A 13,298-nucleotide genomic window follows, 5' to 3' on the forward strand; every position below is an offset into this window, starting at 1 on the left:
CTCGCCTAGCGCAGCCCGTCACGGATCATGTATCCCGCGCCGCGGATGGTGTGCAGCAGCGGGCGGTCGAAACCCTTGTCGATCTTGGAGCGCAGCCGCGAGATGTGGACGTCGATCACGTTGGTCTGCGGATCGAAGTGATAGTCCCACACGTTCTCCAGCAGCATCGTGCGCGTGACGACCTGTCCGGCATGCTTCATCAGATATTCGAGCAGCCGGAACTCGCGCGGCTGCAGGGTCAATTCGTCCTTGCCGCGCGCGACGCGATGCGACAGGCGGTCGAGCTCGAGATCGCCGACCTTGTAGGTCGTCTCCTCGGCCGGCCCGCCATGGCGGCGCGACAGCACCTCGACGCGGGCGAGCAGCTCGGCAAAAGCGTAAGGCTTGGGCAGATAGTCGTCGCCGCCGGCGCGCAGGCCCTTGATGCGGTCGTCGACCTGGCCCAGCGCGGACAGGATCAAGACCGGCGTCCGGTTGCCCTTGTCGCGCAGGGCGCCGATCAGCGACAGGCCGTCGCGCCTGGGCAGCATGCGGTCGACCACCAGCACGTCGTAATCACCGCTCTCGGCCATGGCGAGCCCCTCCTCGCCGTCGCTGGCGAGGTCTGCGACATGTCCGACTTCGCGGAACGCCTTGACCAGATAGTCGGCGGACTCGCGGTCGTCTTCGATGATCAGGAGGCGCATTGCGGAAACGGGGGCGGCAGTCACGGTTCGATGTCCATCTACATGGCCCGGCTGCCGTTTCGGTGCAAGGCGGCTTGAGGACCGGGGTTGATCGACAGGAAAGTGGGCGGTGAGGCTGGGGGACCTCACCGCCCGAGTTCCTTCCGACGGAGGGGGGCGTTGTTCCTACGGAAGGTGTGAGGGAGCGGGACTTTCGCCCACTCCCAGGAAGAGCCGCCGACGCGGGGGCACATGACGGCGACCCTTCATCTCGTGAACGCGTTAACCCTTGGCCAGCGGCACCGCGACGAAGCGCGACTGGCCGCCGCTCTTCACCCGCATCAGCACGCTGTTCTTGTTGTCGTTGCGCGCGGCGTTGATCGCGTCGCGCACGTCACCGACCGAGGCCACCGACTTGCCGGCGACTTCGAGGATGACGTCGCCTTCCTTGAAGCCGCGCTCGGCTGCTGCGCTCTTCGGATCGACCTGGGTGACGATGACGCCATCCTTGCCGGCGCCGGCCACGCTCGACGCCGGAGCGACGGTCATGCCGAGCTTCGGCACGTCGGCGCCGCGGGTCGGGTTGGCGTTGTCGTTGTCACCACCGGTGTCGGCCTTGGCCTCGACCGTGTTCGGCAGCTTGCCGAGCGTCAGGTTGATGGTCTTCTCCTGGCCCTTCGACAGCACGTTGAGCTTGACCGCAGCGCCCGGCGCGATGCCGCCGATGGTGCGGGCGAGCTCACGCGCGTCCTTCACCGGCTCGCCATTGACCGCGGTGATGACGTCGCCGGACACGATGCCCGCCTTTGCCGCCGGGCCATTGGCCTGCGGCTCGGCGACCAGCGCGCCCTCGGCTTTCTTCATGCCGAGGCTGTCGGCGATGTCCTGCGTCACCGGCTGGATCTGCACGCCGATCCAGCCACGGCTGACCGAGCCGTTGTCCTTCAACTGCGCGATCACGCTCTTCACCGTCGAGGCGGGAATCGAGAACGCGATGCCGACGCTGCCGCCGGACGGCGAGTAGATCGCGGTGTTGACGCCGACCACGTTGCCGTCGACATCGAACGCCGGGCCACCCGAGTTGCCCTTGTTCACGGGCGCGTCGATCTGGATGAAATCGTCATACGGGCCGTTGCCAATGTCGCGGCCCACGGCCGAGACGATGCCCGCGGTCACCGTGCCGCCGAGGCCGAAGGGGTTGCCGACCGCCAGCACCCAGTCGCCGATGCGCGGCTTGCCGTCGGCGAGTTTCGCGAACGGGAAGTTCGAAGAGCCCTCGACCTTGATCAGCGCGAGATCCGTGCGCTGATCGGTGCCGATCACCTTGGCGCTGTAGGTCTTGCCGTCGTCGGTCGTCACCTCGACCTTGTCGGCGCCGTCGACCACGTGATTGTTGGTCACGGCATAGCCGTCGGCGGAGATGAAGAAGCCGGAGCCCTGTCCGGTCACGGCGCGACCGCCACCGCGGCCGCCGCGGCCCGGCATGCCGGGAATGCCGTTCTCACCGCCGAAGCGGCGGAAGAAGCGCTCCATCGGCGAGCCCGGCTGGAACGGCGTGTCGTCGTCATTGTCGTTCTTGGCGACCTTCTCGGCGATGTTGACCTTGACCGAAATCACCGACGGCTTCACCCGCTCCACGATGTCGGCAAAGCCGACCGGGCGCGCGACCTTGCTGACCTCGTTGGCGACCTGCGCATGCGCCGAGGTCGTGAACAGATCGAGCGGCGCGCCCTGCGGCGCCAGGCCATAGGCGGCGACGCCGAGGCCCGCGACCACGGAAGCCATCAGCGCAAACTTGCGCGCCGAGAACAGGCCCCGCCGGGGCTGACGATAAGATGGAAGCGAGGACAGGTCGGTCGGACGGTCGGTCATACGGTTTTCTCCGCAAGTGATTTTGGTCAAGGTCTAAACTCTGTGGGTCCCGGGCTGTTCGCCCCGTTCGTCAGTGAAGATGGGACTTGCCGCCTTACGGCGTGCTGGCTGCGGCGTTAAACTTCCGTAATGCACGGTGGCAAAGACTGCGGCGGAATGGCGCGGACGGTGGACCGCAGGCGATAAATTGAATGATCTCAATCGCTTGCCAGACCACCGCACGCCCGACCATCGCCATCATTTCGGCCCCTCCGACAAAAGTCGAACCGCCCCTCGTAGGGCGGGTTAGCCGCAGGCGTAACCCGCCGTGCCGCATCCGACCGCGCCGCCCCCGTCCGCAACCGAGCCAGCCCCGGCGGATTACGCTGCGCTAATCCGCCCTACCCAGCGCGGCGGCGTCTGCAACCGCACGGGCGAAGCGAGATGCGGGAGCTCCGCGGAGGATGACAGCAGTGTGAGGCACGCTGCCCGCCCCGAACTCCGTCATTGCGAGCGAAGCGACGTGTCCGCCGAAGCCCATCGGGCGAAGGCGGAAGCAATCCAGGGTGGTGGGCGGGACCCTGGATTGCTTCGCTCCGCTCGCAATGACGCCCGGAGCAACTATCGCGATCCACACTGACAAACAGCCCTCGGAGAAACACCACAACGAGACGACCATCATCATCCCCGCGACGCATCCCGCGCCCGAGTCATGCCCGTCGAACTCGCCCCCTCGATAACGAGGGCGCAGGGAAGGCCGGGCGCTGGCCGCGCCCGTGGCCCGCCTGCGGAAAAAAATGCAGGCGGCAGAACCACAGGTCTGGCCGAACACGCCCGGCCCTCCCTGCGCGATGGTGTTAACGGTTATACGCGCTCTCCCCGGGGACCGGCTGATTGACCCCGTCGCCGGCGGATCATCACCACCAGCTTGGCCTCGGCACCGGGAGGCCAGGACGACACGATTTCACGTCCGCGCTCCGCTGTTTCGTCGGCGAGGCAAAACCCCGCTGCAGCAGCCCACGTCCATCGCATTCCATCCCGACGTCCGTGACGATCGCGATACGCCCCCTCGGTGGAACGGAACGCGGCGGAAGATACGGGTGATTTGGGGTGGATGGCAAGAGGATTTTTGATTTTCGGAAGGCTTGGCGTAGCCTAGAATTCTGGGTGATTTAGCCGGCCAGCGGCGGAGCGCAACTCCAGGAAACTCCCGACCAAATATTGAGATAGAAGATCTCCATTTTCACCAAATGAAACCAGCACTCCTACTCTGGAGCGCGGGTATAAGAATCAACAAAATCAGACATCATCCGCCTCATCTTCAATCTCGGTTGGCGTACTTAGACCTCCTGCGCCAACCACCCCCTGTTCAATCAGCGCTTCGGTTGCAGGCAAGTCTCCATCCAGGATTTCGCCCTCAACTTTAGTTCTTTGCACATTCTCGTCCGACGATCCTTCAAACTTTATCGCCAATCGAATATTGCGCTCCGCCCGATCGAGCTGCTTCTTCAGCCGCCACTTTTCATGCATCAATGCTTTCGATTTTTCCTCGAACCTGGGATCTTCTGATAAAAGCAAATCATCGATTTCATTGTCCACCATCTTCAACCGATAGAGCAGGAAGTTACGATTCTGGATCAGCAATGAGTTGAGCTCTGAGAAAGCCCGCTTTTTGTGCACAATTCCAACAGACTGAGCGGCAGCCTTTCTTAAATTAACTTCGTCGCGCTTGATTTCTTTGATAGCTGCCGGATCAATCTTTTGTCGGAGGAAGGTTGTTGCGTAGTCGAGAAACTGACTCAGCGTATATAGATAGAAACGCTGACCTGCGTATGCCAACATTTCCGCAACGAGCTCTGGTCGCGGCCCGAACTTCTGACCTCGAAACTCTAACCACCAATCATCTTTAACATCATCCGTTATTATTATGATCGGCTTCTGCTGATTCTTCGCCCTGTCCAAGGCCTCCTTCCAAATAAAATAATCTCCATATGCATCCCCTCCCTCTTTTTTATTGTCACGCAATCCAGGAGGGATTGACTTTTCGAACCTTCGCCTACCCTCCTCGACCAACTTTGCAAACTGCTCATCGGAGGGACCTACACCCACTGAATCGCCCACTAGATCAGAGAGTTTGTTTAGTACCGCATAGGCATCTTCTAGCTTGGGATGTTTAGCTCTACTTGCCTCGATCCGATCAACAAACCCTTTTACGAACTTATCGACTTCATCCTTCTCCTTTTGAGCGTCGATCGTCTGATGCCGCGTATACTCATCGAAAAGACCACTTAGCTTTCTGCCAAGTGCTTCAATTTCCTTAGAAAGCTTGTCGTAAGAGTCGCGATTGGCTTGATCCACATCGCGCCACCTGCGATGAAACTCGTATGCTACCCGATAAGGAACCCAAACCCGTGGCTTGAGACGTTCGAAAACATCCAGCACTTGAGCCGTAGTATTTGCTCCATACCGAAAAAGATGAAGCAGGATGTTAGCGTCTGGCAAAAAGAGACACTCCTGCCACAACTTACTAAACTCATCGGGGCTGGGAGTATAATATCCAGGAAATCTTTCGCGCATCCATAGACCCTCAACTACACAATATCAACCTTTGATAGATTTCCATTGTTGTCACTTCGCGCAGATGGTCAATTGGATTTATCGCCTAACAAACGATTATTCGAAACAGCTACCGTGGATAAGCTTCGCCGAAAGAGCGCAGCGCGTAGCCCGGATGAGTGAAGCGACACCGGGGTTCAGCCGGCAGCATGGCCTCCGAATCCGCCCGGCGCGACGCGAGCGGCCGCCACAAACTCCGCTGTCGTCCCTGCGAACGCAGGGACCCATACTCCGCGGCGGTCGTTGTGAGAAAAGACTGGTCCGGCATCCCGCCAATCACATCCGCCTGGGGTTATGGGCCCCGGATCGGCGCGTGCTGCGCACGCTTGTCCGGGACGACAGCGGAGGGCTGAGTGTGACGGCTTTCGCGGCGGCAGCGGCGGTGCGTAGCGCGGCTTAGCCGGAGGCGTAAGCCGCCGCTGTTTGTTGGGTGGGGATGGCGGATTACGCTGCGCTAATCCGCCCTACGCGGTCGGGATCGATGCGCGAGACGAGCTCTCGTCACGCCGCCTGCAGCGAGCGCAAGAACTAGCAGTTAGTTACTCCGTCATGCCCGGGCTTGTCCCGGGCATCCACGTCGTGCTCAGCGCGCCGGGCGACGAGGATGGCCGGGACGAGCCCGGCCATGACGATGTGGAGGCGGATGAGCGCGCCACTTCGATCGTCGAACTGCGAGAGCCGGGCGTCACGCCGCCTGCAGCGAGCCCAAGAAGCGGCTCACCTCGCGCTTCAGCCGTCCGCTCTCCGCCGACAGCGACCTGGCCGCGGTCAGCACTTGCGCCGACGCCGAGCCCGTCTCCGATGCGCCGCGCTGGACGTCGTCGATGTTGCGGGAGACGCGCTGGGTGCCGTTGGCGGCGTGCTGGACGTTGCGGGAGATCTCTTGCGTGGCGGCGCCCTGCTCTTCCACGGCGGCGGAGACGGCGGCGGAGATTTCGGAGAGGCGGCCGATGGTGCTGCCGATCTCCTTGATCGAGCCGACCGACTCCTCGGTGGCGGCCTGGATGCCGGAGACCTGCTGGGCGATCTCGCCGGTGGCTTTCGCGGTCTGCTCGGCCAGCGCCTTGACCTCGGCGGCGACCACCGCGAAGCCGCGGCCGGCTTCGCCGGCGCGGGCGGCCTCGATGGTGGCGTTGAGCGCCAGCAGGTTGGTCTGGCCGGCGATCGAGGAGATCAGCTCGAGCACGTCGCCGATCCGCGTGGCGGCCTTCGACAAGGTGCCGACGCGCTCATTGGTGCGGTTGGCCTGCGCCACGGCCTCGCTGGCGATGCGGGCGGATTCCTGCACCTGGCGCGAGATCTCGCTGACCGAGGACGACAGCTCCTCGGCGGCGGAGGCCACCGTCTGGACGTTGGACGACGCTTCCTGCGAGGCGGCGGCGACCTCGGTCGACAGGTCCTGGCCGCGCGCGGCGGTGCTGGTCAGCGTGCCGGCGGAGGCTTCGAGCTCGCTCGAGGCCCGCGACACCGCATCGATGATCTCGCCGACGGCGTGCTCGAACTGGTGCGCGAGCCTGGCCATGTCCGCCTTGCGCTCGTGCTCGCGCCGCGCCTCGGCGTCGGCATGCTCGCCGCGCAGGCGCTCGGTCTCGACCATGTTCTCCTTGAACACCTGGATCGCCTTGGCCATGGCGCCGATCTCGTCGCGGTTGCCGCGGCCGGGGATCTCCACAGTGACGTCGCCGCTGGCGAGCCGGCCCATCGCCTGCGTCATCGACGCCAGCGGACCGACGATGCCGCGCGCGATGAAGAACGCGACGATGCAGCCGAACAGCACGACGGCCGCGCCGACCTGCATCTGCAGCGAGATGGTGCTGCCGATGGCGCTCTCGGCGGTCGTGCGCGAGGCGTGATACTCGGCGTTCACGCTGGTCTCGGCGGTCTTGAGGGTCTCGACGCTCTTGGCGATCAGCGGCTCGATCGCATTGGCATAGATGTCCTCGGACTTGAGCGCCGCGGCGGCGGTGGCTTCGAACGCCTGTTTGTTGACGTCGAGCGAGGCCTTCACCGGCGCGATCGCCGCCACCACGCTGGCCGGCGGCGAATTGCCCTCCAGCGTCGCCAGCCGCTGCTCGACATTGTCGACGCCGGCGCGGAAGGCGGAGGCGGACTTGGTGTCGCGCAGCGCCAGGAAGCGCCAGGTCGCGATGCGGACGAGTTGCAGCCGGTTCTCGATGTCGGCGACCGCGGTCATCACCTCGGGCTCCTTCGAGATGCGCGCTGATATCGAGAGCTTTGCGGTCTTGGCGGCGAGGTCCTCGCCGCCCGGCAGCAGTGCGGCGCGGCCGCTCTTCATCTGCTTGACGGCCTCCTGCAGCTGATCACGCTGGGTGCGCATCTGGGCGATGCCGGCGAGCAGATCGTCGTAGAGCTTGCGCCGCTCCGCCGAGAGCGGGCCCTTGGTCGCCGCCTGCAGCAGCTCGGTCGCGGCGGCCTCGCGGTCGGCGGCCTCCTTGAGGGCCGGCTCGTTGGAATCGTGGATGTAGCGCAGATTGGCGCGCTGGATCGCCTGGAGATGGTTGGAGATCTGCAGGATGCGCGCGGTCGCGTCCGACAGCGCCGACATGCTGGCGACCTGGTCGCGCACGGCCCACAGGTTCCATACCGCCATGGCCGCCATCACAGCGCCCACCACGACGAGCGCCGCAAAGCCGGCGTAGAGACGTCCCCTGATCTTCAAGCGCATCATGATTCCTCGTCGACTTCCCCACCGCGGCAGACGGGCGTTCCATCGCCGCGCACCTGCCGCGCAGCATCGGCCGCCCGGCCGACGACTCTGCCGGGGCACGATGAGTGATATTTGCTAATGGCGGGTTAGAGAGTACCGCGAACGGCGGTGTGCTGGTGGTCCGCGAGCGGCCTCGTCACACGCCGTTCGCGCGAGCGGGCGACCGCCCCGCCAGTGTAGCGCGAGCGGCCGCTCCACACGCCGCTGTCGTCCCTGCGAACGCAGGGACCCATAATCCCGGACGCCTGTTGGAAAAGCGACACTCGTCCGGCATCGGGCGCAACAACATCTCTCTGGGATTATGGGTCCCTGCGTTCGCAGGGACGACACCGGAGAGTGTGGATGCCGCTCGCATCACACTGGCAGTCTCGCGGCCCGGATCAGCGCCGCACCTGATCGCGGTCTACAGCGGCGCAGCACGCTCCGCTCATCCGCCCTACTCTACCCAGCAGCTCAGCTCGCCTTCACGCTCACGATGAACGCGTCGACCTCGCGCTTCAGCGTCTCGGCCTGCTGCGACAGGTCGCCCGCGGCGTCGCGGGCCTCGGTGGCGAGGCGGCCGGTGTCGGCTGATGTCGAGGTGATCTGGGCGATGTGGTTGGAGACGTCGAGGGTGCCCCGGGCGGCTTCCTGGACGCTCTTGGAGATGTCCTGGGTGGCGTTGCGCTGCTGCGAGGTGTCGATTTCGATGCCGGACATGATGGCGCTGATCTCGCTCAATGTGGTCGAGATGCCGTCGATGGCGCCGCGGGTCTCCGCGGTGATGCCCTGGATGCTGGCGACGTGCGCCGAGATCTCGTCGGTCGCCTTGCTGGTCTGGTTGGCGAGGTTCTTGACCTCGGAGGCGACCACCGAGAAGCCCCGGCCCGCCTCGCCGGCGCGCGCGGCCTCGATAGTGGCGTTCAGCGCCAGCAAATTGGTCTGCGAGGCGATCGCCTGCACCAGCTGGACCACGGCGCCGATCTTCTCGGCGGCATCCGACAGCGAATGGATGGTGTTCTTGCTCTTCTCGGCCTGCGAGGCCGCGCCCTCGGCGCGCTGCGTGGCATCGGAGACGCGGCGGCTGATGGTGCCGATCGAGCTCGACATCTCCTCGGCCGAGCCGGCCACCGTCTGCACGCTGCGATTGGCGTGGTTGGCGGCGGCCTCGACCGCGTTCGCTTTCGCAGACGTATCATTGGCGGCGCGCGACAGCGTCTCCGCATTGCTCTTCAGCCGCACGGCCGACGCGGCGACGCTGCCGACGACGCTGGCGACGAGATCGTTGAAGCTGTGGATGCGGCCGTCGAGAAAACGCGAACGCTCGCCCTGGCGCTGCGCCTCCTGCAGCTCGCGCTCCGTCAGGCGCTGGCGCTCGATGCCGTTGGTCTTGAACACCTCGAGCGCGCCAGCGAGCTGGCCGATCTCGTTGCTAAGGCCAAGGCCGGGAATGCGCGTGTCGTATTTCTGGTCGGCGACGTCGCGCATGGCGCGGACCATCGCCGCGAGCGGCCGCAGGATGCCGTTCTGCGCGGCGGCGTAGGTCATCAGGCAGACCGCGCTGGCGAACACCGCGATCGCGACGCAGGCGATCAGGAACCAGGAGAACGCCGACTGCGCCTGCTGATAGATCAAGGTCGCATGATCGCGCGCCGGCCCGCTCAGCGCCGCGAAGTCCGACGACAGGCTGGTGATCTGATTGTTGAGATACAGCACCGCGACGAAGCCGGTGCCGCCGCCGATCGCCAGCAACAGGAGCAGAGACGCCACGACGCCTCCCACGAGGAAGCGGATCGTCAGATTGCTGTTGGAGAACATGAAGCTTGCCCGGACGCGTCAGACGGAATGTCGTCAGCACGTTTTCAGACAATGGTAAAATAAGATGAAAGCCGATGGCGTAGTCCCGACCACGGGAGAGCACGGGGTTTTGCGGAGGCGTGAGTTGCGAGTTGGAAGCGTTGTCGATTGCGTGACCGTTGACGCTTCACACGCGTCGCCAAACCGCTCTCACCCCTCGCCCTGAGGAGCGCGCCACTTGGCGCGCGTCTCGAAGGGCGAGGCCCGGTCATGGAGAAGTGGAAAACGGATCGACCTTGCCGCGGGTGCGATGGCCGTGACTGCGCCCTCGCCCCTTGTGGGAGAGGGCATGGACAATAGCGCAACGATCTCGGTCGGGTGAGGGGTCTGCTTCAACGAATTGCGCTCGCGGAGAGAACCCCTCACCCTACCGAGCCTGCGGATCAGCCGGCGATGCCCTCTCCCACAAGGGGCGAGGGCACTGCATCGTACAGCGGTGCGGAGGTTGCAGGCTGCTTCGAACAAGATCATCAAAAGGCCAGAGATCGAGAAGCGGGAAGAGAGGCCAACTCCGAAGCCGGAGTTGCACGTGACCACAAGCCGCGTGTTCATGGAGAGGAGCAACACCGCAACGAACTACACTTGCTCTTCAAACCGCCGGCGGCTGCTTCTCCGCCGCCATGAGCGCGGCCAGCCGCGCCTCTTCCTCCGCGGTCAGCTTCGGTGCAACCTCTCCGCCGCGCTGGCCGCGGCGGCGGACCTGCAGCCACAGCGCCAGCCCGCCGCCGAGCAGCAGCACCGGCGGCAACAGCCACAGCATTAGCGTCTGGCGCTCGAAGCGCGGCTTCAGCAGCACGAACTGGCCGTAACGAGCGACCAGGAAATCCAGCACCTGATTGTCGCTGTCACCGGCGGCGAGACGCTCGCGCACCAGCAGGCGCAGATCGCGCGCCAGCGGCGCGTCGGAATCGTCGATCGACTGGTTCTGGCAGACCATGCAGCGCAATTCGCGCGACAACGCGCGGGCGCGCTGCTCCTTGGTCGTATCCGACATCACCTCGTCGGGCTGCACGGCCTGCGCGACTGGCGCGCTCAACAGCAGCAGCGCGAGCGCGAGGAAGCTGAGAGTACGTCGCATCCGCCCTACTCCGCCGGCTGCAGCGCGCGCGCCGCCCGTGCCGGACGCGGCGCGCCGACGCGCAGGCGGCGATCCGACAGCGACAGCAGGCCGCCGAACGCCATCAGCACCGGGCCGAACCAGATCAGCAGCACCAGCGGCTTGTGATAGATGCGCACGGCCAGCCCGCCATCGGCGGTGGTATCGCCGAGCGAGACGTAGAGCTGGCTGACGCCGCGCGTCAGCAGCGCGGCTTCCGTGGTCGACATGCCCCTGGTCGAGAAGCTGCGCTTGCTCGGCGTCATCACCGCGAGCTGCCTGCCGTCCTCGCTGATGATGAAGGTGCTGACGACCTCGCTGAAGTTCGGGCCCTGGCGCTGGGTCATGCCGTCGAACTTGATCTGGTAGCCGGCGAGGTTGCGGAGGTCGCCCGGGCGCAGCGTCGAGATCAGCTCGCTGTTCCAGGTGGTCTCGCAGACGATGCCGAGCAGCGCAACGCCAAGGCCGGCATGCGCGAACGCCGTGCCCCACACCGAGCGCGGCAGGCCGCGCGTCCGGTGCAGCGCGGTCTTGAACGGCACGCGGGTGACGCCGCTGCGCTCGACGAGATCGACGACGGCACCGACGATGACGAAGACGCCCAAGCCGATGCCGAGCGGCGCCAGCGCACTGCCGCCGCGCGCCCAGGCCCAGGCGATCGCGATCGCCACCAGCGCGACGACGCCGGCCGCGAGCAGCCGCTGCATCGCAGCGACCAGATCGCCGCGCTTCCACGCCAGCATCGGACCGAACGGCACCATCAGGAGCAGCAGCGCGAACAACGGACCGAAGGTGAGATTGTAGAAGGGCGCACCGACCGAGAGCTTGAAGTCGAGCGCTTCCATGATCACCGGATACAACGTGCCGAACAGCACGGTGGCGCAGGACACGGTGAGCAGCAGATTGTTCAGCACCAGCGCGCCCTCGCGCGAGATCGGCGCGAACAGCCCGCCCTGCTTCAGCGCGGTGGCGCGGCCGGCGAACAAGGTCAGGCTGCCGCCGATGAACAGCACGAGGATGCCGAGAATGAACACGCCGCGCGTCGGATCGCTGGCGAACGCATGCACCGAGGTGATGACGCCGGAGCGCACCAGGAAGGTGCCGAGCAGCGACAGCGAGAAGGTCAGGATCGAAAGAAGAATGGTCCAGACCTTGAGCGCGTTGCGCTTCTCCATGACCAGCGCGGAGTGCAGCAGCGCGGTGCCGGCGAGCCAGGGCATCAGCGAGGCGTTCTCGACCGGGTCCCAGAACCACCAGCCGCCCCAGCCGAGCTCGTAATACGCCCAGTACGAACCCATGGCGATGCCGAGCGTCAGGAAGATCCACGCCATCAAGGTCCAAGGCCGCACCCAGCGCGCCCAGGCCGCATCGATGCGGCCTTCGATCAGCGCTGCGATGGCGAACGAGAACGAGATCGAGAAGCCGACATAGCCGAGATAGAGCATCGGCGGATGCACGGCCAGCCCAATGTCCTGCAGCACCGGATTGAGGTCGCGACCCTCGATCGGCGGCGTGGCGAGGCGCGCAAACGGGTTCGAGGTGGTCAGGATGAACAGATAGAACGCGCTCGCGACCCAGGCCTGCACCGACAGCACGCGAGCCCGCAGCGACCGCGGCAGATTGTTGCCGAACAGCGCAACCATCGCGCCGAACAGCGCCAGGATCGACACCCACAGCAGCATCGAGCCTTCATGATTGCCCCACACGCCGGTGATCTTGTAGAGCAGCGGCTTCATCGAGTGCGAGTTCTCGAACACGTTGGCAACGGAGAAGTCCGAGGTCACGTGCAGGGTGATCAGCGCGATGAACGAGAGGCCGGCGAACACGAGTTGCGCCAGCGCGGCGGAGCGGCCGACATTCATCAGCGCGACGTCGCGCTGGGCGGCACCCAGCATCGGCACCGTCGACTGGATCAGCGCCAGCGCGAGCGCCAGCACCAGGGCATAATGTCCGCTCTCTGCAATCACTGCGTCGCTCCTGCAGCGCTCTTCTCGGCGCCCTCACGCATCGATACAGGCCCCGCCTTCGCGGCGCCTGGCTTGCCGTAATCGTCCTTCCAATGGCCCTGCTTCTTCAAGGAATCGGCGACTTCCTTCGGCATGTAGGTCTCGTCATGCTTGGCGAGCACGGTGTCGGCCTTGAACACCCCGGACGCATCGAGCGCGCCCTCGGCGACGACGCCCTGCCCTTCGCGGAACAGGTCCGGCAAAATGCCCTTGTAGGCGACCGGCAGCTTGGCGCCGCCATCGGCGACCTCGAACGTGACCGCGAGATCGTCGCCCTTCTTCAGCGAGCCCGGCTGCACCAGGCCGCCGAGCCGGAAGCGCTTACCCGGCGCGACGTGCTTCTCGGCGACCATGGTCGGCGTCGAGAAGAACACGATGGAGTCGCGCAGCGCGTTCAGCACCAGCGCGGCTGCGACCGCGAGCACGAACAGCGCACCACCGATGATCGTCAAACGCCTCTGCTTGCGTGTCATCACAACATCCCGTTGGCGGCGGACGCG

At 65.1% G+C, this 13,298-nt stretch carries 8 protein-coding genes; all 8 read right to left on the bottom strand.

Annotation, left to right across the window (positions count from 1 at the left end; genetic code table 11):
* Nucleotides 1–5 precede the first annotated feature (5 nt).
* Nucleotides 6–686, bottom strand: coding sequence for a winged helix-turn-helix domain-containing protein (locus ACQR1I_RS22505; RefSeq protein ID WP_434868421.1), 681 nt, complete (start codon nucleotides 684–686; stop codon nucleotides 6–8).
* A 261-nt stretch (nucleotides 687–947) separates the two neighbouring features.
* Entirely contained in the window at nucleotides 948–2,537 is a 1,590-nt protein-coding gene (locus ACQR1I_RS22510) for a Do family serine endopeptidase (RefSeq protein ID WP_434868420.1), read from the bottom strand.
* Nucleotides 2,538–3,815: 1,278 nt separating this feature from the next.
* Complete coding sequence (locus tag ACQR1I_RS22515; protein WP_434868419.1) at nucleotides 3,816–5,093, bottom strand: PIN-like domain-containing protein; 1,278 nt, start codon at nucleotides 5,091–5,093, stop codon at nucleotides 3,816–3,818.
* A gap of 724 nt (nucleotides 5,094–5,817) precedes the next feature.
* Nucleotides 5,818–7,818 (bottom strand): HAMP domain-containing methyl-accepting chemotaxis protein, encoded by a 2,001-nt coding sequence (locus ACQR1I_RS22520; protein WP_434868459.1) that lies wholly within the window; start codon nucleotides 7,816–7,818, stop codon nucleotides 5,818–5,820.
* A 495-nt stretch (nucleotides 7,819–8,313) separates the two neighbouring features.
* Nucleotides 8,314–9,657 (bottom strand): methyl-accepting chemotaxis protein, encoded by a 1,344-nt coding sequence (locus ACQR1I_RS22525; protein ID WP_434868418.1) that lies wholly within the window; start codon nucleotides 9,655–9,657, stop codon nucleotides 8,314–8,316.
* A gap of 628 nt (nucleotides 9,658–10,285) precedes the next feature.
* Nucleotides 10,286–10,774, bottom strand: coding sequence for a cytochrome c-type biogenesis protein (locus ACQR1I_RS22530; RefSeq protein WP_434868417.1), 489 nt, complete (start codon nucleotides 10,772–10,774; stop codon nucleotides 10,286–10,288).
* A gap of 5 nt (nucleotides 10,775–10,779) precedes the next feature.
* Nucleotides 10,780–12,759, bottom strand: coding sequence for a heme lyase CcmF/NrfE family subunit (locus ACQR1I_RS22535; protein WP_434868416.1), 1,980 nt, complete (start codon nucleotides 12,757–12,759; stop codon nucleotides 10,780–10,782).
* Nucleotides 12,756–13,271, bottom strand: a complete 516-nt coding sequence (gene ccmE, locus ACQR1I_RS22540) for a cytochrome c maturation protein CcmE (protein WP_434868415.1) — start codon at nucleotides 13,269–13,271, stop codon at nucleotides 12,756–12,758. Before ccmE ends, ACQR1I_RS22535 begins: the two co-directional genes overlap by 4 nt.
* Between the last annotated feature and the right edge of the window lie 27 nt (nucleotides 13,272–13,298).

This window comes from Bradyrhizobium sp. HKCCYLS2038 (assembly GCF_051167655.1).
GTDB lineage: Bacteria > Pseudomonadota > Alphaproteobacteria > Rhizobiales > Xanthobacteraceae > Bradyrhizobium.

Bases quoted from the DNA above. Each gene is read 5' to 3' on its own strand.
- ACQR1I_RS22505 (WP_434868421.1), bottom strand. From the start codon at position 686: ATGCGCCTCCTGATCATCGAAGACGACCGCGAGTCCGCCGACTATCTG.
- ACQR1I_RS22510 (WP_434868420.1), bottom strand. From the start codon at position 2,537: ATGACCGACCGTCCGACCGACCTGTCCTCGCTTCCATCTTATCGTCAG.
- ACQR1I_RS22515 (WP_434868419.1), bottom strand. From the start codon at position 5,093: ATGCGCGAAAGATTTCCTGGATATTATACTCCCAGCCCCGATGAGTTT.
- ACQR1I_RS22520 (WP_434868459.1), bottom strand. From the start codon at position 7,818: ATGCGCTTGAAGATCAGGGGACGTCTCTACGCCGGCTTTGCGGCGCTC.
- ACQR1I_RS22525 (WP_434868418.1), bottom strand. From the start codon at position 9,657: ATGTTCTCCAACAGCAATCTGACGATCCGCTTCCTCGTGGGAGGCGTC.
- ACQR1I_RS22530 (WP_434868417.1), bottom strand. From the start codon at position 10,774: ATGCGACGTACTCTCAGCTTCCTCGCGCTCGCGCTGCTGCTGTTGAGC.
- ccmE (WP_434868415.1), bottom strand. From the start codon at position 13,271: ATGACACGCAAGCAGAGGCGTTTGACGATCATCGGTGGTGCGCTGTTC.